This is a genomic window from Paraburkholderia sp. XV, assembly GCF_020177535.1.
Lineage (GTDB): Bacteria > Pseudomonadota > Gammaproteobacteria > Burkholderiales > Burkholderiaceae > Paraburkholderia > Paraburkholderia caribensis.
Genome location: NZ_JAGUUD010000075.1, coordinates 17,009 through 37,953, shown reverse-complemented (window position 1 = coordinate 37,953; position 20,945 = coordinate 17,009). Strand labels below are relative to the sequence as shown.

At 63.2% G+C, this 20,945-nt stretch carries 16 protein-coding genes; 13 read left to right on the top strand and 3 right to left on the bottom strand.

Annotation, left to right across the window (positions count from 1 at the left end; translation table 11 throughout):
• Window positions 1–8: 8 nt before the first annotated feature.
• A complete protein-coding gene (locus KFO72_RS28335; RefSeq protein WP_225033510.1) occupies window positions 9–869 on the bottom strand; it encodes a GNAT family N-acetyltransferase in 861 nt (286 codons plus the stop codon).
• Between KFO72_RS28335 and KFO72_RS28330 the strand changes: the two genes are divergently transcribed.
• From KFO72_RS28330 to KFO72_RS28320, 3 genes are all read left to right on the top strand, one after another.
• Complete coding sequence (locus KFO72_RS28330) at window positions 850–1,518, top strand: AAA family ATPase (protein ID WP_318248523.1); 669 nt, start codon at window positions 850–852, stop codon at window positions 1,516–1,518. The genes KFO72_RS28335 and KFO72_RS28330 overlap by 20 nt on opposite strands.
• A gap of 202 nt (window positions 1,519–1,720) precedes the next feature.
• Window positions 1,721–4,906 (top strand): EAL domain-containing protein, encoded by a 3,186-nt coding sequence (locus KFO72_RS28325; RefSeq protein WP_062918865.1) that lies wholly within the window; start codon window positions 1,721–1,723, stop codon window positions 4,904–4,906.
• 149 nt (window positions 4,907–5,055) lie between these two features.
• Complete coding sequence (locus KFO72_RS28320; RefSeq protein WP_225033509.1) at window positions 5,056–5,235, top strand: CsbD family protein; 180 nt, start codon at window positions 5,056–5,058, stop codon at window positions 5,233–5,235.
• A 38-nt stretch (window positions 5,236–5,273) separates the two neighbouring features.
• Here the strand turns inward: KFO72_RS28320 and KFO72_RS28315 are convergent, their stop codons facing one another.
• The gene (locus KFO72_RS28315) at window positions 5,274–6,584 is read right to left on the bottom strand and encodes an MFS transporter (protein WP_107201080.1); all 1,311 of its coding nucleotides are present in this window, start codon (window positions 6,582–6,584) and stop codon (window positions 5,274–5,276) included.
• 171 nt (window positions 6,585–6,755) lie between these two features.
• Window positions 6,756–7,838: a tartrate dehydrogenase gene (locus KFO72_RS28310; protein WP_062918249.1), complete on the bottom strand. Its 1,083-nt coding sequence runs from the start codon at window positions 7,836–7,838 to the stop codon at window positions 6,756–6,758.
• Between the two features lie 109 nt (window positions 7,839–7,947).
• Here KFO72_RS28310 and KFO72_RS28305 point away from each other — a divergent pair, with 109 nt between their 5' ends.
• The 10 genes from KFO72_RS28305 to KFO72_RS28260 all read left to right on the top strand — a co-directional run bounded on the left by KFO72_RS28305 (window position 7,948) and on the right by KFO72_RS28260 (window position 20,938).
• Window positions 7,948–8,868: a LysR substrate-binding domain-containing protein gene (locus KFO72_RS28305; protein ID WP_054930906.1), complete on the top strand. Its 921-nt coding sequence runs from the start codon at window positions 7,948–7,950 to the stop codon at window positions 8,866–8,868.
• A gap of 98 nt (window positions 8,869–8,966) precedes the next feature.
• Window positions 8,967–10,013, top strand: a complete 1,047-nt coding sequence (locus KFO72_RS28300) for a hypothetical protein (RefSeq protein ID WP_225033508.1) — start codon at window positions 8,967–8,969, stop codon at window positions 10,011–10,013.
• Window positions 10,014–10,033: 20 nt separating this feature from the next.
• Window positions 10,034–10,492, top strand: a complete 459-nt coding sequence (locus KFO72_RS28295) for an Imm50 family immunity protein (protein ID WP_060608687.1) — start codon at window positions 10,034–10,036, stop codon at window positions 10,490–10,492.
• A gap of 403 nt (window positions 10,493–10,895) precedes the next feature.
• Entirely contained in the window at window positions 10,896–12,197 is a 1,302-nt protein-coding gene (locus KFO72_RS28290) for an MFS transporter (RefSeq protein ID WP_062918247.1), read from the top strand.
• A gap of 34 nt (window positions 12,198–12,231) precedes the next feature.
• Window positions 12,232–14,793 (top strand): nitrite reductase large subunit NirB, encoded by a 2,562-nt coding sequence (nirB, locus tag KFO72_RS28285; protein ID WP_225033507.1) that lies wholly within the window; start codon window positions 12,232–12,234, stop codon window positions 14,791–14,793.
• Window positions 14,794–14,840: 47 nt separating this feature from the next.
• On the top strand, window positions 14,841–15,188 hold the full coding sequence (gene nirD / locus KFO72_RS28280; protein ID WP_107201086.1) for a nitrite reductase small subunit NirD: 348 nt from the start codon (window positions 14,841–14,843) through the stop codon (window positions 15,186–15,188).
• Window positions 15,189–15,209: 21 nt separating this feature from the next.
• Window positions 15,210–19,382: a sulfite reductase subunit alpha gene (locus KFO72_RS28275; RefSeq protein ID WP_225033506.1), complete on the top strand. Its 4,173-nt coding sequence runs from the start codon at window positions 15,210–15,212 to the stop codon at window positions 19,380–19,382.
• Window positions 19,383–19,512: 130 nt separating this feature from the next.
• A complete protein-coding gene (locus KFO72_RS28270) occupies window positions 19,513–19,974 on the top strand; it encodes a MarR family winged helix-turn-helix transcriptional regulator (RefSeq protein ID WP_054930900.1) in 462 nt (153 codons plus the stop codon).
• A 251-nt stretch (window positions 19,975–20,225) separates the two neighbouring features.
• Window positions 20,226–20,495 (top strand): hypothetical protein, encoded by a 270-nt coding sequence (locus KFO72_RS28265; protein WP_225033505.1) that lies wholly within the window; start codon window positions 20,226–20,228, stop codon window positions 20,493–20,495.
• 26 nt (window positions 20,496–20,521) lie between these two features.
• A complete protein-coding gene (locus KFO72_RS28260) occupies window positions 20,522–20,938 on the top strand; it encodes an organic hydroperoxide resistance protein (protein ID WP_054930898.1) in 417 nt (138 codons plus the stop codon).
• Window positions 20,939–20,945: the final 7 nt, after the last annotated feature.

Below are 20,945 nucleotides of genomic sequence, written 5' to 3'. Positions count from 1 at the left end.
TCAAGGCTTCAACCAAGCTCGAATGACGTGACGCCATACAGCCGCGCAAGCGGAATGTCCGGCGCGTGCCTGGTGTACATGCGCGCCGTTTCAAAGACGCTCGCCATGCCGTGCCGTTCGGCGAGCGCAATCGCTGCCGTGTTGAGCTCGGGCACGTCGAGCGCGACGGCTTCGCCCGCGCAGCGCCCGGCAAGTGCAGTGAACAGCGCTTCAGCGGTTCGCGCATCGTCGGCGAACAGCGGGCCGATCTTGCGGCCTTCACGGCATCGACGCAGCACCGCATAGCCGCGTATCTGCTCATCGACAACGTTTGCGAGCGCGACGGTTTCCGGTTGATCGATCCATGCGCGCAAAAACGCTTCGCGCGGCGCGGGAAAGAATCGCCCGTCATACAGCGCCAGTTTGTCGAAAGGCAACTGGCGTACATCCGTGAGTGCCGATGCCGTAATGCCGGCCTCCGCGATACCCTGAAAGCGTATGTTCCGGTGCGCGAGCTGAAAGCCTGACTTCCTGTAGTTCGGCTGCTGTGCGACCACGCCGTCGAGCCCGATATTCCGCTTGCCGAGATACGCGATTCCATGCTGCCAGATGCGCAAGCCCAATCCCTTGCCGCGAAACTCCGGCCTCACGATATACAGTCCAATGAAGCCGAACTGCCCGCCATAAGCAACGGCGGAAATGCAGCCGACCGGCTCGCCGCGCAATTCGCCGATAAAGAACCCGTCGGGATCGGCGGCGCGAAAGCAGTGCGCGTCGTACAGGCCCGGATTCCAGCCTTCGCGCGCGGCCCATTCGATGGCGAGATCGACTTCAGCGGCGTTCATCGTCCGTACGACGAAGTCGCGTGTCGTGTCGGTCGCTTCGTTCATCACGTCACCTTTTCGTGGCCGGGTCATCCGAATACATATCATGCCGCCAAAATCACTTCCACGTCTGCGTATGAACCGTCGTGTCGTTATCTCGGGATGTTCGGGCGGGGGCAAATCGACGCTGCTCGATGAACTCGCGCGGCGTGGATATCGAGTGGTTGCGGAGCCGGGCAGACGCATCGTGGCCTCGGAATTGCAGGCGGATGGCACGGCCTTGCCATGGCATGACCTGCATGCGTTCCTGCATCGTGCAACCGATCTTGCGCTCGTCGATCTGTCCGAAGCCGATGTGCCCAATCAATGGGTATTCTTCGACCGCGGGCTGATCGATGCCGTATCAGGTCTGGAGCATCTGACAGGCAAACCCGTTGCATCCACATCCGATCTTGCGCGGTGCTATCACCATTGCGTGTTCATGACGCCGCCGTGGCCGGAAATCTATGTGCAGGACGCAGAGCGTCGTCACGACATCGATAGTGCAATCGCCGAATATGAACGGCTGATGCATATGTATTTCACGCTCGGCTATGAGCTTCAAGTATTGCCGAAAATTTCTGTCCACGAGCGCGCGGACCATGTTTTGCGTATGCTCGATCCGGTTCAGGCGCAGCGCGCAGTACATGGCATACGTTGGTGCGAACCGGATTAAAAGCCCTTGTTCAATGCACCTGCGCGCAGCATTCGCGCACCGTCGAAGGGATTATTCAGCAAACGCTAAAGTCGCGATACGATGCGCCGATATGCCGTAATGGCGAGCGGCCTTATCGAGGCATGCAGGCCTGTTTTTCACCTTCCACTGACCGGGAGTGCGGTGTGACTCGTTCGATGTCGTACGCGATGGCGCGCATGCCATGAAGCGCAATCCATTCTTCCGTCTGCTTGCGCGTCTGCGCGTAGGCCGCAAGCTGCTGCTGATCTATTTGCTCGATTTGACGGCTGTGGTGTACATCAGCGGCATTCTGATCCACGAGAAATACATTTCGATCGACTTCTCGAACAAGGAGATTGTCGGCAATGCGTATATCGGCACGGTACGCGATGCCTTGATCGACGTGGCGATGGCGGGCGCGGGACAGCGTCCGCCCGCTGCCCGCCTGAAGAGCGCGCAAACGGATCTCGCCAGCACGGAAGCGCGCTACGGCGCGCATCTGGAAAGCGCCGGGCTGAACACCCGCGTGCGCGCCGCGCTGGATGTGCTGGCGCGCGAAGCGCAACCCACTGCCGCGCAAATCAACGAAGCGCTCGAAGCCTGCCGCGAACTCGTGACACGCGTCGGCAATCAGTCGAACCTGATTCTCGATCCCGACCTCGACAGTTACTACGCGATGTCGCTGTCGATCTTGCGCTATCCCGCGTTGCTCGAATCCGTGAACCGGATTGGCCGGCAGTTGCACGAAGGCGTGCATGCCGTGCGCTCGCATGACGAACTGCGCACGCGCTATCTCGTGCTCGAAGGGCAACTCGATGCCGTGCTGCAAGGTCTGCGCTCTGACTTTTCCGAAGCGGGCGCGGCCAATCACGCGCTCGACTCGACGCTCGGGCCGTCAATGGCGCGCATGCTGACGGCTGTCGAATCGTACCGGCACGCGGCGCGCATCATCATCGACAGCAACGGCGAGGTCGATCCGACGCTGCTGTCGATTGTCGACGTGCAGCAGCAGACGCTCGTCGCCAGCGTGCAGGATACGTGGCGCAGCACGGCCGATCAGCTCGACGAGCTGTTGCATGCACGCGTGCGCGGCCTCTTCTCGCGCATGTGGCTGCACCTGGGCACGGCGCTCTTCCTGTTGTGCAGCATTCTGGGCATGGTGTATTTCGTCGCGCAGCAGATTTCGCGGCCGTTGCGCCAGCTTGCGCGCGTGATGGACACGGTGCGCAGAACGGGCGATCACACCGTGCGCGCGAGCTGGCACAGCCAGGATGAAATCGGCCAGCTGGTGCGCGGCTTCAACGAAATGCTCGAGCAACTCGACCGCGAGCGCGACGTGCAGAAGGAACTCGCGGCGACGGCGCGCGCGTCGGCCGCGCAGCATGCGCTCGTCGAATCGACGCCCGTGCCGATGATGGTGACTGCCGTGCCCGGTCATGAAGTGCTGCATGCGAACCAGCCCGCGCTGTACTGGCTCAACGGCTGCACGACCGACCCGTGGGCGTACGGTCTGGATTCCTCGGTGCGCGCGCGCTTTTTCCAGCAATTGTCCGATCGCGATGCCGTCGACGAATTCGAAGTGCGCTGGAAGGCGAGCACCGAGCCGACATGGGCGATGCTGTCCGCACGGCGCCTCAACTTCCAGGGCCGCGACGCCGTGCTGACGGCGTTCACGCCGATCAACCAGATCAAGCTGATGGAGCAGCGGCTCGAACTGTGGGCGAAGGTGTTCGAGGCTTCATCCGAAGCGATCCTGATTCTCGATCAGGAGCGGCGTCTGCTGACGGCCAATGCGTCGTTCTATCGCGCGACGGGTTATCGCGCGGAAGATATCGCGGGCCAGCCGCCCGCGTTCATCGTGGCTGGCGCGAATGGCGGCGCGGTGATCACGGCGCTCGCGACGCTCGTCGACCGCTCCAGTTCATGGAACGGCGAAGCGCAGATCCGGCGGCGTCAAGGCGGCGATTATCCCGCGTGGCTGATGATCAGCGCGGTGCGCGACAAACGCGGCAGCGTCTCGCACTACATCTGCACACTGATCGACATCACCGACCGCAAGAAGAGCGAGGCGCGCATCGAGTTTCTCGCCGAGCATGACGTGTTGACGGAATTGCCGAACCGCGCGCTCTTCACGAAACGGCTGGGCGTCGCGCTCGAACACGCGAAGCAGGCTCAACAACGCGTGGCCGTGCTCTTCATCGACCTCGACCGTTTCAAGGACATCAACGATTCGCTCGGCCATCATATCGGCGACGGCCTGCTGCGTTCCGTTTCGCGGCGTCTCGTGCAGGCTGTGCGCAGCAGCGATACCGTGAGCCGTCTCGGCGGCGACGAGTTCACGATGATTCTGGCCGACGCAGGCAGCGCGGCCGACGTCGCGCGCACCATCGACGAACGTCTGCTGCCGCTCGTGCGCGAGCCGCATGCGATCGGCGGCGTCACGCTGCAGGTTGCGTGCAGCGCGGGCGTGGCGCTCTATCCGGACGACGGCACGGACATCGAAACGCTGATGCAGAACGCCGATGCCGCGATGTATCAGGCGAAGGCAGCGGGACGCAATCTCGTGAAATTCTTCTCGCCGGATATGGCCGAGCGCGCACGTCAGCGGCTCGCGCTCGAAGCCTGCATGCGCACGGCCATCGAGCGGCACGAACTGCGGCTCGCTTTTCAGCCGTGTCTCGATGCGCAAACGGGCGCGCTCGTGAGCGTCGAAGGATTGCTGCGCTGGACACATCCGCAACTCGGCGCGGTGACGCCCGCGCAGTTCATTCCCATCGCCGAAGAGACGCGGCTGATCATTCCGATCGGCGCGTGGGTCATCGACGCAGCGTGCCGGCAACTCGCGCGCTGGCGCGACGACGAGTTGGGCGAGTTGCGCATGTCGATCAATCTGTCGGCGATCCAGTTACGCGACGCGGATATCGTCGACACATTGCGGCGCAGTCTCGCGATGCATGGCGTCGCGCCGCAGCGGCTGGAACTCGAAATCACCGAAACGGTGTTGATGGATAGCGCGGAGAACTATCTCGACGCGATACGCGCGATACGCGCGCTCGGCGTGAAGCTGTCGCTCGACGATTTCGGCACGGGCTATTCGAGCCTTAGCTATCTGAACCGCTTCCCGCTGGACCGGTTGAAGATCGACCGGGCGTTCGTTCGCGACATGCTCGCCGCGCCAGCGGATCTGGCCGTCATCAAGGCGATCATCGAGCTTGGGCATGAGCTGGGTTTGCGCGTGGTCGCGGAGGGCGTCGAAAACGAGGACGAAGCGAATACGCTGCGCAGCATCGGTTGCGATGAATTGCAGGGATTCCTGTATTCGCCGGCGATATCGGCTGAAGAACTGGAGATGTGGGCGGCGCAGCGGCTTGCGGCGGATGTCGAATGATGCGTTGGTATAAGTTACCGGCGCGTTGTCATGAAGACGCTTTCGTGTCGGGCCTGAGACGCGCCACGTGGCTGGCGTAAGCGCTGGCGCGTGAATTGCATGTTACTCACCCCGATGGCGCTAATGCGCCAATCGACAGGGAGAGCGATATGAACCGCGATCAGATCAAAGGGGTTGCGCAGCAGGTGAAGGGCAAGGTCAACGAAGTCGTCGGCAAGGTGACGGGCAATCCCACGCAGCAACTGAAGGGCGATTTGCAACAGGCCACGGGCACGGCCCGCAAGGCGTTCGGCGACGGGAAGGAGAAGATCAGAAGGATGGGCCGGTGACGTTTGCGCCGGACCGGCCCATGTTCATCTAAAAGCGATCAATGATCGTGCCGCATGCAGGCCGTGGCGGGTTGCTGCGCGGCCTTGCGGCTGAGCATCAGCGTGACGGCCGCCGACACGGCCAGCGTCGCGCCTACCACGTACAGGCCTGCCGCATATCCACCCGTCACATTCTTGAGCCAGCCGATCGCAAACGGTCCGACAAAGCCGCCCAGATTGCCGACCGAGTTGATCATCGCGATCCCCGCTGCGGCCCCCGCGCCTGACAGGAACATGCTCGGCATCGCCCACAGCGGCGCCTTCGCCGCGCTGATGCCGACATTGACGACCACCAGCGCAAGCACGATCAGAAGCGCCGTGCCCGCCTGTCCCGCGAAGATAAAGCCGACGCATGCCAGCGCGCACGGAATCACGACGTGCCAGGTACGTTCTTCCGTCCGGTCGGAGTGCCGCGCCCACAACACCATCGCAATCACGGCCAGGACGCTTGGAATGCCCGTCAGCAGGCCCGTTTGCAGCGCGCTGAACCCGTACTGCCGGATGATGAGCGGTGCCCACAGACCCAGCGTATACAAGCCCGCCGATGTGCCGAAGTAGATCAGCGCGAGCGCCAGCACCCGCGGATCACGCAACGCACTCATTGCGCCCGCCGTATGTCCCGAGTGACCCTTGCGCTCGTCGGCCTCGGCCTTGAGCTTCGCGATCAGCCATTCGCGCTCGTCGTCCTTCAGCCAGTGCGCTTTCGACGGCGTATCGGTGAGGAACTTCAACACGACGAAGCCGAGCACGACGGCGGGCACGGCCTCGATGATGTAGAGCAATTGCCAGTCGGCGAGGCCGAACATCGGCGGCAACTGCATGATCGCGCCGGAGATCGGCGAGCCGATGGCCGTGGAGATCGGCGCGGCCGCCATGAACCATGCGGCGGCCGCCGCGCGCTGCTTGCCCGGAAACCACAAGCTCAGATACAGGATGATGCCAGGAAAGAAGCCCGCTTCCGCGACGCCCAGCACGAAGCGCAACACGTAAAAGCTGGTCGGTCCCGTGACGAACGCCGAAGCCGCCGACACGATGCCCCAAGTCACCATCACGCGGGCGATCCAGAGCCTTGCGCCCACGCGATGCAGGATGAGATTCGACGGCACTTCGAACAGAAAATAGCCGATGAAGAACAGCCCGCCGCCGAGACCGAAGGCCGTCGGCGAAAGACCGATTGCCTTGTTCATCGTGAGGGCGGCGAAGCCGACGTTGACGCGATCGAGAAAGCTGACGAAGTACAGCAGCATCACGAACGGAATGATCCGTAGCATGAGCTTGCGCGATACCCGCGATTCGAGTTCGGGTTGCATCTGTCTCCTCCTTGGAGGTTGAGCCGGACTGTGCCGGACAATTCAGGCTTCACGCGTTGTCTGCCGTTCGCGGGTCAGTTGTTGTTGTGTGCGTGAAACCTTCGAGCGCGCTTTTCGCCACGCTCGCCGTCGCGGCGGCGAGCGCCGCGCGACCACGGATTTGCATGCGCGTTATGCGGCGACGGCGACCTTCTCGACGAGTGCGCACACGGCTGCCGTCACCTGCGCCGTTGTCGCCTTGCCGCCGAGATCGCCCGTATGCAGCGACGGATCCGCGGTGACGGTCTCGACTGCGCGCATCACGCGCTGCGCCGCTTCGAATTCGCCGAGATGCTCGAGCAGCATCACGACCGACCAGAACGTGCCGATCGGATTCGCGAGGCCCTTGCCCATGATGTCGAATGCCGAACCGTGGATCGGTTCGAACATCGACGGATAGCGGCGCTCCGGGTCGATGTTGCCCGTCGGCGCGATGCCGAGGCTGCCCGCCAGCGCGGCGGCGAGGTCGCTCAGGATGTCGGCGTGCAGGTTGGTGGCGACGATGGTGTCGAGCGATGCGGGGCGGTTGATCATGCGGGCCGTCGAAGCATCGACGAGTTCCTTGTCCCATTTGACGTCCGGGAATTCCTTCGAAATCTGCAGCGCGACTTCGTCCCACATCACCATGGCGTGGCGCTGCGCGTTGCTCTTCGTGATGACGGTGAGCAGCTTGCGGGGGCGCGACTGCGCCAGTCGGAACGCGAAGCGCATGATGCGCTCGACGCCGGCGCGCGTGAGGATGGAGACGTCGGTAGCGGCTTCGATCGGATGCCCTTGATGCACGCGGCCGCCGACGCCCGAATATTCGCCCTCGGAGTTTTCGCGGACGATCACCCAGTTCAGGTCTTCGGGCGTGCAGCGCTTCAGCGGCGCGTCGATGCCGGGGAGAATGCGCGTCGGCCGCACGTTCGCGTATTGATCGAAACCCTGACAGATCTTCAGGCGCAGGCCCCACAGCGTCACGTGATCTGGCACGTCGGGGTCGCCCGCCGAGCCGAACAGGATGGCGTCCTTGTTGCGGATCGCGTCGAGGCCGTCGGCGGGCATCATCACGCCGTGCTTGCGGTAGTAGTCGGCGCCCCAGTCGAAGTTTTCGAATTCGAACCGGAAGCTGTTGCTGGTGCGCGCCAGCGCTTCCAGCACTTCCTTGCCCGCTGGCACGACTTCTTTGCCGATGCCGTCGCCAGGGATCGTCGCAATGCGATAGGTGTTCATGTCTCGCTCCTTTCAATTTATCTGGAATGGAACTGACTGTACCCAACTGAAAGCGCGGTAACCGGTGCTAAACTCAAAGCATCTTTAACTTGAATTCACAAATCTGGCCGTGACCGGAACCGTTCAACCGACCGACCTGAGCTTTTTCTCGACGCTCGCTGCATCAGGCAGCCTGAGCGCGGCGGCGCGCGAGCTGGGTTTGACGCCTGCCGCCGTGAGCAAGCGTCTGACGCAGATGGAGCAGCGCGCGGGCGTGCCGCTCGTGAACCGGACGACGCGCCGGATGATGCTGACGCCCGAGGGCGAGGTGTACCTGGAGCACGCGCGGCGGATACTCGATGAAATCGACGCGCTGTCCGAGTTGCTGGGCAGCGCGAAGAAGAGCCCGAAGGGTTTGCTGCGGGTGAATGCGACGCTTGGGTTCGGGCGCAGCCATGTCGCGCCGGCGATCTCGCGCTTCGTGAACCGTTATCCGCAGGTCGCGGTGCAGTTGCAGTTGTCCGTCACGCCGCCGCCGCTTACCGACGACGCGTTCGACGTCTGCATCCGCTTTGGCGAGCCGCCCGACACACGCGTCGTCGCCCGGCGGCTTGCGCCGAACCGCCGGTTGCTGTGCGCGGCGCCTTCGTACATCGCCGAGTATGGGATGCCGATCACGCCGCGCGAACTGGTGAGGCACAACTGCATCGGCATACGGCAGGGCGACGAAGCGTACGGCGTATGGCGGCTCGCGACAGGGCGCGGCGCTGCGCGCAAGACGGAAGCGGTGCGCATCAATGGCAATCTGACGACGAATGACGGCGAGATCGCGGTCAAGTGGGCGCTCGATGGGCACGGCGTTTTGATGCGCGCCGAGTGGGACGTCAATGAGTATCTGGCGGATGGACGGCTCGTGCAGGTGCTGCCAGGGTTTGAGACGCCGGGTGCGGATATTTTTGCCGTGTACTCGCAGAGGCATCAGATGTCGGCGCGGATTCGGACGTTTGTTGATTTCATCGCGGGGGAGTTGAGGGAGGCGCGGGAGGGGTAGGGGATGTGATGCGCGGTACTTGACGTTTTTTGACAGAGCGGTCTGCGTTTCATGCTAGGTATATCCGCTTCTTTATGCGGAGATTGATTCGGATATCTATGCAATGGAATACGCTCGATGTACCGCTGGAAAATGGGTGGAAATGTAGGCTGCATCCGGTATGGCAATACCGGCGGCTCGCTCGGGAACTGCGAGGAGCGGAGTTATACGGCGGGTCAGTTAGCCGGACGCGTGACGGGTCGTCTTCATTAACGATCGACGACCGACAGCGCGAACTGGATAGACGGGATTTCGATCTTCACTTTCGGCCGCGCCCGGACCTGCGGACGGTGACCGGGAAACGTGAACTTGATGTCATACGTTCGTTTCTGCGCGATCTGTTGGATGTCGCGCACTGGAACCTGCCGGCTGATAACGAAGGTATTGAGAAAGCGCTGCGCGAAGCGGTTGCCTCCGGGCGACTCGTGCCCGTAATCGATCGGGAGCGGCGTGCTCTGGCGCGAGCGACGCGTCCGGATTGCGCCCCGGAACGATGGGCGTCGAGTAGTAGTGGACTTGGCAATGCCGGCGGATTCGGCCGAGGAAAATGGGCCGCTTTCGTGGATGCCGGTCCGGGACCGCTGATGTTGAACGGCGAGCCAGTGTTGAGAGGCCCATACGATCCTGCTACGCGGGAAGCGCAGTTAAAGGCGGCATGGGCGGAGATGGCCAATGGAGCGGGCAGAAGTGGTGATGCTCTTGATCTGCTTGGCGCAGCGAGAGTCATAGCCGGCGGCATGTTCGCAGCCGAGAGTGATGAAGACGCAGTCCCGTCGTTTGCGAAGGGCATCTCAGCGGCGACAGGCATTGACGACAGCGCCAAGGCGGACCCGTCACCTCCAGGTGACGCGCAGCCGTTTGGGTATTACCCGGATAAGTTGAGCGACGAGACGACGGAGGTGGCGGCCCGTGGGGTCCGTCTAAGTGGCAATGATCCGGGCGGATTCCGCATTAACCCGAACGGGCTCGATGTGGATTACTTTGATGACCACGGAAATCTTTGTGCTCAATATCACGAGAGCCATGGTCCCGCACATGGTCACAATTTCGACAACGGTGTCAGGGACAACAGTCATGTCTCAATGTCGCCAATCAATTGTAGATAAAGACAACGCCAGGAGCTTAGATGAACGTTCACAGAGAAACGTGGGGTTGGGAACTTGCAACGAATAGCGACCTGCTATTGAAGATCTTTGGAGAATATCCGTCCTTCCATGATTCAGCGATAAGAAGCATTTGCATGGAACGAAACAGGCAATCATCGGTGACGGTCGAAGGGAAACCTCTGTCAGGCGGACGTCGGCGCGGATTGGTCGACCTTGTGCTCGAAATAGAACACAACCGCTATGGTGCTCCGCGCGCGAGTGACTATCTGGTCGTGGTCGATTTTCTGGATCTAAGAAGTTCCCAAATCGACCTGAATGCGATGCTCGAAGAAGCTTCCGTCATGGACATTACTTTGACGAGGGAATTCGATGGGCTGATCAAGCTCGACCTGATGCCTAACGTTGGTCTCGACATACGGCTGACATGCCGTGAGGTCGTAGTCCGCTCCGTCCAGCACTACACGCGCGACGAATCGTAGTTTGACGCATCTGTCAAAGATTGCAAAGGCTCGCGCGGCGCTCGCGCAGCGCAAACAATGTGACACTCCCGTGTCCCGCAACGGACGAATCGGCACCACACCCGCGCCACCCCAACGCACGCCTACAGTGCTGCGCTGCACCAGCAAAGTGCCCGCGAGCCTCACCATGAATCAGCCGACAACCTCGCCGCAAACCCCGCAAACCGCCCGCAAACCCAAGCCAGCAAAGCCTTCCCGCCGCCAATAGCCCGCATGGCACACACCTTGCACTAATCCCCGCATCGCGACTCAACGACGAGCCGCAAAGCAGCATCCTCACCGACGAACTTTGGACAACGGCGTCCCCTGAATCTGGTCTCGCACCCGATTCGCGGGACGCCGTAGTCGTTTACAGGCCCGGAACATGACCGACAAAGCCACATCGATCGATCTGCTGAGCTGGCGCACGCCAGCCATGCGCGCCTTCCACTTCGCGTGGATGGCGTTCTTCGTCTGCTTCTTCGCGTGGTTCGCCTGCGCGCCGCTGATGCCGCTCATCAAGCAGGAGTTTCACCTCACAGCGGATCAGGTGGCCAACATCAACATTGCTGCCGTCGCCATCACGATTCTCGTGCGTCTGATCGTCGGTCCGATGTGCGACCGCTTCGGTCCGCGCAAGGTCTACGTCGCGTTGATGACGATCGGCGCGCTGCCCGTGCTGGGCGCGGCGCTCGCGCACAGCTACACGGCATTCCTGCTATGCCGGCTCGGCATCGGCGCGGTCGGCGCGAGCTTCGTGATCACGCAATATCACACGTCGGTGATGTTCGCGCCCAATGTGGTCGGCACGGCGAACGCGACGAGCGCAGGCTGGGGCAACGCAGGCGCAGGCGCCGCGCAGATGCTCGTGCCGCTGCTGCTCGCGGGCGCCCTCGCGCTGGGCGCGAGCAATGCCGACGCATGGCGTCTGACGCTGGTGTTGCCGGGCATTGCGATGCCCATCATGGCCGCGCTCTACTGGCGCTTCACGCAGGACTGCCCGCAAGGCAATTTCACCGAACTGCGCGCACGCGGCATCGCCATCGACAGCGGCAAGAAAGGCGGCTGGGCCAGCCTGCTCGCGGCCTCGCGCAACTATCGCGTGTGGATGCTGTTCGTCACCTACGCCGCGTGCTTCGGCGTCGAGGTGTTCATTCACAACGTCGCGGCCATCTACTACGTCGATCACTTCCAGCTGTCGCTGCGCGACGCCGGTCTTGCGGCCGGCAGCTTCGGCCTGCTCGCGATCTTCGCGCGTCCGCTCGGCGGTCTGCTGTCGGACTGGGGCGCGAAGCGCCGCGGACTGTCCGCGCGCTCGATGCTGCTGTTCGCGCTGATCGCGGGCGAAGGCGTGGGCCTGCTGCTGTTCTCGCAGGCAAACCACGCGGCGCTCGCCGTGATCGCGATGCTACTGTTCGGGCTCTTCACGCACATGGCGTGCGGCGCGACCTACGCGCTCGTGCCTTTCATCGATCGCAAGGCGCTCGGCGGCGTGGCGGGCATCGTCGGCGCGGGCGGCAATGTCGGCGCCGTGGCGGCGGGCTTCCTGGCGAAGGGCATGGGCGACCTGCATCAAACACTGTTGACGCTCGGCGGCTTCGTGAGCGCGTCTGCGATCTGCGCGATCGCCGTGCGTTTCTCCGCCGAACACACCGCTCGCGATGCCGCACTCGGCGCAACGAATTAAACAAATGAATCCCCTCTCTGACAGGATCGGCGACATGAAAGTCATCGTTATCGGCCACGGCATGGTCGGCCACAAACTGCTCGAATGCCTCGCGGAACAAACCACGGCGCGCCTCGACATCACCGTGCTGTGCGAAGAGCTGCGTCCCGCCTACGATCGCGTGCATCTGTCGGAGTTCTTCGCGGGCAAATCCGCCGACGATCTGTCGCTGGTGGCGCCCGGCTTCTTCGATCGCGACGACATGGTGCTGCGCCTGAACGCAAAGGCTGTATCGATCGATCGCGACGCGCACACCGTGACGACCTCGACGGGCGAGACGCTTTCCTACGACAAGCTCGTGATCGCCAGCGGCTCGTATGCGTTCGTGCCGCCCGTGCCGGGCAAGGATCGCAAGGACTGTTTTGTCTACCGCACGATCGAAGACCTCGAAGCGATGCAGGAATGCGGCGCACGCTCGAAGACGGGCGTCGTGGTGGGCGGCGGTCTGCTCGGTCTGGAATGCGCGAAGGCATTGCGCGACCTGGGCCTCGAAACCCATGTCGTCGAATTCGCACCGCGCCTGATGGCCGTGCAGGTCGACGACGGCGGCGGCAAGGTGTTGCGCGGCAAGATCGAAGAACTCGGCGTGACCGTGCATACGCAGAAGAACACGCTGGAGATCGTCGACGGCGAAGCGGGCACGCACCGCATGCAGTTCGCCGATGGCAGTCATCTCGACACCGACATGATCGTGTTCTCCGCCGGCATCCGTCCGCGCGACGAGATCGCACGGTCGAGCGGTCTGGAAGTCGGCCCGCGCGGCGGCATCGTGATCGACAACCAGTGCCGCACGAGTGATGCCGACATCTATGCGATCGGCGAATGCGCGCTGTGGAACGGCCAGATTTTCGGGCTCGTTGCGCCGGGCTACGAGATGGCGCGCGTGACAGCGAAGCAGTTGCTCGGCGAAGCGGATGCCGCGTTCGCAGGCGCGGACATGAGCACCAAGCTCAAGCTGATGGGCGTGGACGTCGCGAGTCTCGGCGATGCACATGGCGCGACGGCAGGCAGCCGCACGTATCAGTTCAGCGACGAGCGCAAGCAGGTCTACAAGAAGCTGGTTGTGTCCGATTGCGGCAAGTTTCTGCTCGGCGGCGTGATGGTCGGCGACGCGAGCGAATACGGCACGCTGCTGCAGATGATGCTGAACCGCATCCAGTTGCCGGAGTCGCCGGAATTTCTGATCCTGCCGCAAGCGGACGGCAACGCGAAGCCCGCGCTAGGTGTCGATGCACTGCCCGAAAGCGCGCAGATCTGCTCGTGCAACAACATCTCGAAGGGCGCGATCTGCGCGGCCGTGTGCGCGGGCGCGACGACCATCGGCGACGTGAAGAGCGCGACGAAGGCAGGCACGGCATGCGGCGGCTGCGTGCCGCTCGTCACGCAGGTGATGAAGGCCGAGATGAAGAAGCAGGGGCTCGCCGTCAATAATCATCTGTGCGAGCACTTTCCATTTTCGCGCCAGGAGCTGTATCACATCGTTCGCGTCGAGCGCATCGAGACCTTCGGCGCGCTGCTGGAAAAGCATGGCCACGGCCTTGGCTGCGATATCTGCAAGCCCGCTGTCGCCGGCATTCTCGCGTCGTGCTGGAACGAGTTCGTGCTGAAGAAGGAACACGCAAGCCTGCAGGACACCAACGACTACTACCTCGCGAACATCCAGCGCGACGGCACGTATTCCGTCGTGCCGCGCATGCCGGGCGGCGAAGTGACGCCGGACGGTCTGATTGCTGTCGGCCAGGTTGCAAAGAAGTACGGTCTTTATACGAAGGTCACGGGCGGGCAGCGTGTCGATCTGTTCGGCGCGCGCGTCGAACAGTTGCCGTTGATCTGGGAAGAACTGATCGCAGCGGGCTTCGAATCGGGCCATGCATACGGCAAGTCGCTGCGCACGGTGAAATCGTGCGTCGGCTCGACGTGGTGCCGCTATGGCGTCGACGATTCCGTCGGTCTCGCGATCGACATCGAGAACCGCTACAAGGGCCTGCGCTCGCCGCACAAGATCAAGTTTGCGGTGTCGGGCTGCACGCGCGAGTGCGCGGAGGCGCAAAGCAAGGACGTCGGCATCATCGCGACGGAAAAGGGCTGGAACCTCTACGTGTGCGGCAACGGCGGCATGAAGCCGCGCCACGCCGAACTGATCGCGTCGGACCTGGATCGCGAAACCCTGATCCGCTATATCGACCGCTTCCTGATGTTCTACGTGCGCACGGCCGACCGGCTGCAACGCACCAGCGTGTGGCGTGAGAACCTCGAAGGCGGCCTCGACTATCTGCGCGACGTCGTCATCAACGACAAGCTCGGCATCGCGGCGGAACTCGAAGCGGAAATGCAGCACGTGGTCGACACGTACGAATGCGAGTGGAAGAAAGCCGTCACGGACCCCGAGACGCGCAAGCGCTTCCGTCACTTCGTCAACAGCGACAGCGCCGACGACAACGTCAGCTTCGTCCCGACGCGCGGCCAGATCCGGCCCGCCACGCCCGAAGAGCGCCAGCGGCCGGTGCGCATTCCCGTCGTCGTCGAACAGCCGACAGAACCCGCTGAAACGGTTTGACCGGCAGCACCCACGTCATTCACTCATCCGATAGAACGGAGATCGACATGAACAACGACCGTTTGCCCACCACCTGGACGTCGGTTTGCACGCTCGACGACATCGTGCCGAACACGGGCGTCTGCGCGCTCGTCAATGGCGAGCAGATTGCCGTGTTCCGCGTCGAAGGCGAGCGCGGCGGCGTGTACGCCATCGACAACTTCGACCCCGCATCGCAGGCGGCCGTACTGTCGCGCGGGCTGATCGGCAGTCTCGGCGATCGGCTCGTGGTCGCTTCGCCGATCTACAAGCATCACTTCGATCTGCGCACGGGCGAATGCCTCGAAGCGCCCGAGAAGTCCGTCAGCGCCTTCGCGGCGCGCGTCGAAGACGGACAGGTGTGGGTGTCGGCGTAATCTGTTGAACGGACTCTGACGATGGCGTGCGAGAACATCAAGACGGTTTGCCCCTACTGCGGCGTCGGTTGCGGCATGGTGCTGCATGTCGAGGAAGGGCAGGTCGTCAAGATTTCCGGCGACAAGGATCATCCGACCAACTACGGCCGCCTCTGCACGAAAGGTCAGTCGGCGCATGTCGCGCTGCGTAAGTCGGGCCGCCTCGAAAGCGCGTTCGAGCGGCGCACGCGCGACGCCGATCCGATTCCCGTTTCGGCCGATTTCGCGATTCCCGACACCGCACGCCGTCTGCGCGCGATTCTCGACGAGCATGGTCCCGATGCGTTGTCCTTCTACGTGTCGGGGCAGATGTCGATCGAGGCGCAGTACCTCGTGAACAAGCTCGCCAAGGGCTTTATCGGCACCAACAACATCGAGTCGAACTCGCGGCTGTGCATGGCGAGCGCGGGCAGCGGCTACAAGCTGTCATTGGGCGCGGACGGCCCGCCTGGCTCGTATCAGGATTTCGACAAGACCAATCTGTTCTTCGTGATCGGCGCGAACATGGCCGACTGCCACCCGATTCTTTTTCTGCGCATGATGGATCGCGTGAAGGCGGGCGCGAAGCTGATCGTCGTCGATCCGCGGCGCAATACGACGGCGGACAAGGCGAATCTGTTCATGCAGATCAAGCCGGGCACCGATCTCGCGCTGCTCAACGGCCTGCTGCATCTGTTGCATGAAAATGGCCGTACCGACGCGCGCTTCATCGGCGAATTCACGGAAGGCTGGGACGCGATGCCCGCGTTCCTCGACGACTACACGCCTGAGAAAGTCGCCGCGCTCACGGGCATTCCCGAAGCCGACATCCGTCAGGCCGCGCAGTGGATCGGCGACGCGCCCGAGTGGATCAGTTGCTGGACGATGGGCCTGAACCAGAGCACGCACGGCACGTGGAACACGAACGCGATCTGCAATCTGCATCTGGCGACGGGCAAGATCTGCCGCCCCGGCAGCGGTCCGTTTTCGCTGACGGGTCAGCCGAATGCGATGGGCGGGCGCGAGATGGGCTACATGGGTCCGGGCTTGCCGGGCCAGCGCTCGGTGCTGGTCGATGAAGACCGCGCGTTCATCGAAGACCTGTGGCAAGTGCCGCGCGGCACGCTCAAGACGAAGCTCGGCGGCGGCACTGTCGATATGTTCTCGCGCATGGCGGCGGGCGACATCAAGGCGTGCTGGATCATCTGCACGAACCCGGTGGCGAGCGTCGCGAACCGGCAGAACGTGATTGCCGGATTGCAGGCCGCTGAACTGGTGATCGCGCAGGACGCGTTTCTCGACACGGAGACCAACCGCTACGCTGACGTCCTGCTGCCCGGCGCGCTGTGGGCCGAGGCGGAAGGCGTGATGATCAATTCCGAGCGCAACATGACGCTGATGCAGAAGGCCGTCGATCCACCCGGCGCCGCGCTCGCCGACTGGCAGATCATCGCGCGCATGGCGTGCGAGATGGGCTTCGCGGATGCGTTCACGTATGCGTCGGCGGCTGAAGTGTTCGATGAGATCGCACGCGTGTCGAATCCGAAGACGGGCTACGACCTGCGCGGCGCGAGCCATGCGCGCCTGCGCGAGACGCCGCTGCAATGGCCGTGCGCGCCCGACGCCGCGTCCGACCGCAATCCGCTGCGCTATCTGAACGACGGCGTGAGCCAGACGCTGAAAGTGCTGCCCGACGGCACGCGCCCCGCGCTGGTATTTCCGACCGCGAGCGGCAAGGCGATGTTCTTCGCGCGTCCGCACGTCGATCCCGCCGAGATGCCGGGCGCGCAATTCCCCATCGTGCTGAATACGGGCCGCCTGCAGCATCAGTGGCACACGATGACCAAGACCGGCAAGGTGCCGATGCTCAACCGGCTGAACCCTGCGCCCTTCGTCGAACTGCATCCGGAAGACGCCGCATCGCTCGGCGTGCGCGACAAAGACCGCGTCGAGGTTCGTTCGCAGCGTGGGCGCGCGGTGCTGCCCGCCGTCGTCACCGAGCGCGTGCGGCCCGGCAACTGCTTCGCGCCGATGCACTGGAACGACGTGTATGGCGACGACCTGTGCATCAACGCGGTGACGAGCGACGCGATCGATGCGATCTCGCAGCAGCCTGAGTTGAAGTTCTGCGCGGTGGCGCTGACGCGCGTCGAAGCCGACCCCGTCGAAGAAGCGTTGCCGCACGATACTGAAGAAGCACCCGCCGTCACGAAGGAAACGCCCATCGCGACGGCCGGTCAGCCACAGGAACCGGATATGTCCCGTATCGACGCTCTTGCCGCCCTGCTCGGCATTACCGACACGCCCGCGCCGGCGCTGGACGACACGGCGCGGCTCTACATGGCGGGTTTCGTCAGCGGCTTGCGTTCGTCGCAAGGCGACGCGCGAGGCGTGCCGACATTGCCTGTCAATGCGCCGCTGTCCGCGAATGCGCGCCTCTGGTTCGACGGCGTGCTCGCGGGTCTTTTCAGCCGCGCGCCGGAAGCAGGTCCGGCGCTGACTTCCGTGACGCAACCCGCGGTTGTTGGTGAGCCGGCCGTGCGCATCGCGCATGCGCGGCCCAAGGTCGCGCTGCTGTGGGCATCGCAGACGGGCAATGTCGAATCGTTGACGGAGCAGTACGCGACGCAACTGATGGAGTCAGGCTTCGAGATCCGCATGTCGTGCATGGCGGACATTCCCATCGGCGCGCTCGCGCAGAGCAAGTACGTGCTGCTGATGACAAGCACGTTCGGCGACGGCGACGCGCCCGACAACGGCCAGAGCTTCTGGAACGCGTTGCAGGCCGACAGCGCGCCGCGTCTCGTCGATCAGCAATACGCGGTGCTCGGATTCGGCGACCCCAGCTACGACCAGTTCTGCGGCCACGGCCGCAAGCTCGACGCGCGCTTCGCCGAGCTGGGCGCCAAACGCCTGCATGCGCGCGTCGATTGCGACACGGATTTTCAGCCGGCCGCCGACAAGTGGCTCGAAGCGGTGATCGCGAAGATCAAGGCTGATGACGCGTTGCTGTATGAAGTGCCCGCGCAAGGCTTGATTCCCGCCGTGCTGCCTGGCGCGACGCCGTCGAAGACGAGTCCCGCCCAGTCGCGGCTCGTCGACAATCTGCGCCTCAATCGCAACGGCTCGAAGGACACGCGCTACTTTTCGCTGGCCATCGGCGATTCGAACCTCGAATACGAAGCAGGCGATGCGTTGGGCGTGTGGCCGAAAAACTGCCCCGAACTCGTCGACGAACTGATCGATCTGTCTGGCGTGAAGCCGGACGCGTCGGTGCATGTGGCGGGTGTCGGCGACATGCGGATCGCCGACGCATTGGCGCGGCACTATGAAATAGCGCGGCCGAGCGTCGAAGCGCTGCAACTGATCGCCTCGCGCAGCCGCAACGATGCGCTCGCCAGACTGCTCGCCGACGATCGCAAGGCCGACCTGAAGCAATGGCTGTGGGGCCAGCAGCTCGCTGACGTCCTGCACGAGTTTCCCGCCGATCTGTCGGCCAGCGAATTGCTCAGTGTGCTCAAGCGCCTGCAGCCGCGGCTCTATTCGATCGCATCGAGCCCGAAGGCACATGCGGGTGAAGTGCATCTGACGGTGGCCGCCGTGCGTTACAACAACGGCCGGCGCAACCGCAAAGGCGTGTCGTCGACGTTCCTCGCCGATCGCGCGCACGACGTCAGCGTGCCTGTCTTCGTGCAGAAGTCCGCGCATTTCCGTCCGCCGCGCAGCGGCGACACACCGATGATCATGGTCGGGCCGGGCACGGGCGTCGCGCCGTTTCGCGGCTTCCTGCACGAGCGCAGCGCGCGCGGCGCGACCGGGCGCAACTGGCTCTTCTTCGGCGAACAGCATGCGGCAACGGACTTCTACTATCGCGACGAACTCGAAAGCATGCAGCAAAGCGGGCTGCTGACGCGCCTCGATCTGGCGTTCTCGCGCGATCAGGCCGACAAGGTGTATGTGCAGGACCGGATGCGCGAGCAGGGCGCGCAGCTGTGGGCATGGCTCGAAGAAGGCGCGCACTTCTACGTGTGCGGCGACGCGAGCCGGATGGCGAAGGACGTCGATGCCGCCCTGAAGGAAGTGGTCGCGCAACACGGCGGCCTGAGCGCGGAGCGCGCGGAAGAATACGTCGGGGCAATGGCGAAGGACCACCGCTACGTGCGCGACGTGTACTGATGCGGGCGCGGCGAACCTGCCCGCATCCTCGTCCGCATGCTGCCGGCATGTCAAGCATTTCCGATTAAATCGTACGCGATGTATAATGGGTCCTTGTTGAGACATCCGTCTCGTGCCAACGAGGACGCAAATGAAGACCACCGCCAAGGCAGAAGACACGAACCCGAAGCTCGCCGACTTCCTGTGTTTTGCCGTCTACTCGGCGAACCTGGCATTCGGCAAGGCTTACAAGCCGATTCTCGAAGAACTGGGGCTCACGTACACGCAATACATCACCGTGATCGCGCTGTGGGAAGAGGACCATCAGACCGTCAGCAGTCTCGGTGAAAAACTGTTTCTCGAATCGAACACGCTCACGCCAATTCTGAAGAAGCTCGAAGCGATGGGCTATCTGGAGCGCCAGCGCGACCCGGAAGACGAGCGCCAGGTGCGCGTCAGCCTGACCAAGGCTGGGCGGAAGCTGCGCGAAAAGGCGTTCGGCATGGATCTGGTGGAGGCTTGCGGCCTCACGCCCGACGAGTTCTCGAAGATGCAGAAGTCGATCGTCACCCTGCGCAACAACCTGATCAAAGCTGTGAACGAGCAGGACTGAGTAACGCCTGGCCGTGCCCGTCGGCCGTGCCAGGCGCGTCGTCAAGCCGGATTCCCGGCTTTTTTCACGGCATATACATCGCACGCGATTAAATCGTGCTTGACAGGAAAAATTTTGGGCCTAGAATGTGTCGTACGCGATGCAATCGTGTGCGGTTTAAAGAGGTGGGTGACGTCGAAGAGGCGTGATCCACGGAATTTTTAAAGTTACGGCGCCCTTAGGCGGGTGCCTCCATCCTGGCGGAGTTCAACATGAACAAGTTCTTCAAAGTCGCAGTGTGGTTTGCCCTTGGCGCGGCAGCGTCCAGTTCTGCTTTCGCGAGCGGCTACGGCCCGGCGCCGCATTACAACCCGCTGCAAGGCGCGCCCGTGTCGCAGCAAGGCCCGAGCGCCATCGTCGCCGACGCAGGCCGCAATGCAGCTATCACCGACGATATGGGCGGCGTAGCAACCCAGACTGTTCAGTCGGGTCACCGCACCATTTCTGCCGAGTTCGGCCTGTCCACCTTCAAGCATCATTAATTGGCGAGCAGAGGAGAGAGAACATCATGGCAAGAATCGACAACGTCCTGTACACGGGCAAGACGCAAACCACAGGCGGCCGCGAAGGCGCGGCGCGCAGCTCGGACGGCCGGCTGGATATCCAGCTTTCGCCGCCGGGATCGAGCGGCAAGGGCACCAACCCCGAGCAACTGTTCGCAGCGGGCTGGTCGGCGTGTTTCATCGGCGCAATGGGACTGGCGGCGCGCGATCTGAAAGTGGCGCTGCCCGCCGATACCAGCGTGAACGCCGAAGTCGATCTGGGCACGGGCGAGGGCGGTTACTTCCTGCAGGCGCGTCTGAACGTGAGCCTGCCGGGCGTGAGCGCTGATGTCGCACGGAAGATCGTCGACGCGGCACATCAGACGTGCCCCTATTCGAAGGCGACGCGCGGCAATATCGACGTCGAAATCGCGCTGGCGTGAGGGCGCG

Bases quoted from the DNA above. Each gene is read 5' to 3' on its own strand.
- KFO72_RS28290 (WP_062918247.1), top strand. From the start codon at position 10,896: ATGACCGACAAAGCCACATCGATCGATCTGCTGAGCTGGCGCACGCCA.
- KFO72_RS28295 (WP_060608687.1), top strand. From the start codon at position 10,034: ATGAACGTTCACAGAGAAACGTGGGGTTGGGAACTTGCAACGAATAGC.
- KFO72_RS28275 (WP_225033506.1), top strand. From the start codon at position 15,210: ATGGCGTGCGAGAACATCAAGACGGTTTGCCCCTACTGCGGCGTCGGT.
- KFO72_RS28325 (WP_062918865.1), top strand. From the start codon at position 1,721: ATGAAGCGCAATCCATTCTTCCGTCTGCTTGCGCGTCTGCGCGTAGGC.
- nirB (WP_225033507.1), top strand. From the start codon at position 12,232: ATGAAAGTCATCGTTATCGGCCACGGCATGGTCGGCCACAAACTGCTC.
- KFO72_RS28260 (WP_054930898.1), top strand. From the start codon at position 20,522: ATGGCAAGAATCGACAACGTCCTGTACACGGGCAAGACGCAAACCACA.
- KFO72_RS28310 (WP_062918249.1), bottom strand. From the start codon at position 7,838: ATGAACACCTATCGCATTGCGACGATCCCTGGCGACGGCATCGGCAAA.
- KFO72_RS28265 (WP_225033505.1), top strand. From the start codon at position 20,226: ATGAACAAGTTCTTCAAAGTCGCAGTGTGGTTTGCCCTTGGCGCGGCA.
- KFO72_RS28300 (WP_225033508.1), top strand. From the start codon at position 8,967: ATGCAATGGAATACGCTCGATGTACCGCTGGAAAATGGGTGGAAATGT.
- KFO72_RS28315 (WP_107201080.1), bottom strand. From the start codon at position 6,584: ATGCAACCCGAACTCGAATCGCGGGTATCGCGCAAGCTCATGCTACGG.
- KFO72_RS28270 (WP_054930900.1), top strand. From the start codon at position 19,513: ATGAAGACCACCGCCAAGGCAGAAGACACGAACCCGAAGCTCGCCGAC.
- nirD (WP_107201086.1), top strand. From the start codon at position 14,841: ATGAACAACGACCGTTTGCCCACCACCTGGACGTCGGTTTGCACGCTC.
- KFO72_RS28335 (WP_225033510.1), bottom strand. From the start codon at position 869: ATGAACGAAGCGACCGACACGACACGCGACTTCGTCGTACGGACGATG.
- KFO72_RS28320 (WP_225033509.1), top strand. From the start codon at position 5,056: ATGAACCGCGATCAGATCAAAGGGGTTGCGCAGCAGGTGAAGGGCAAG.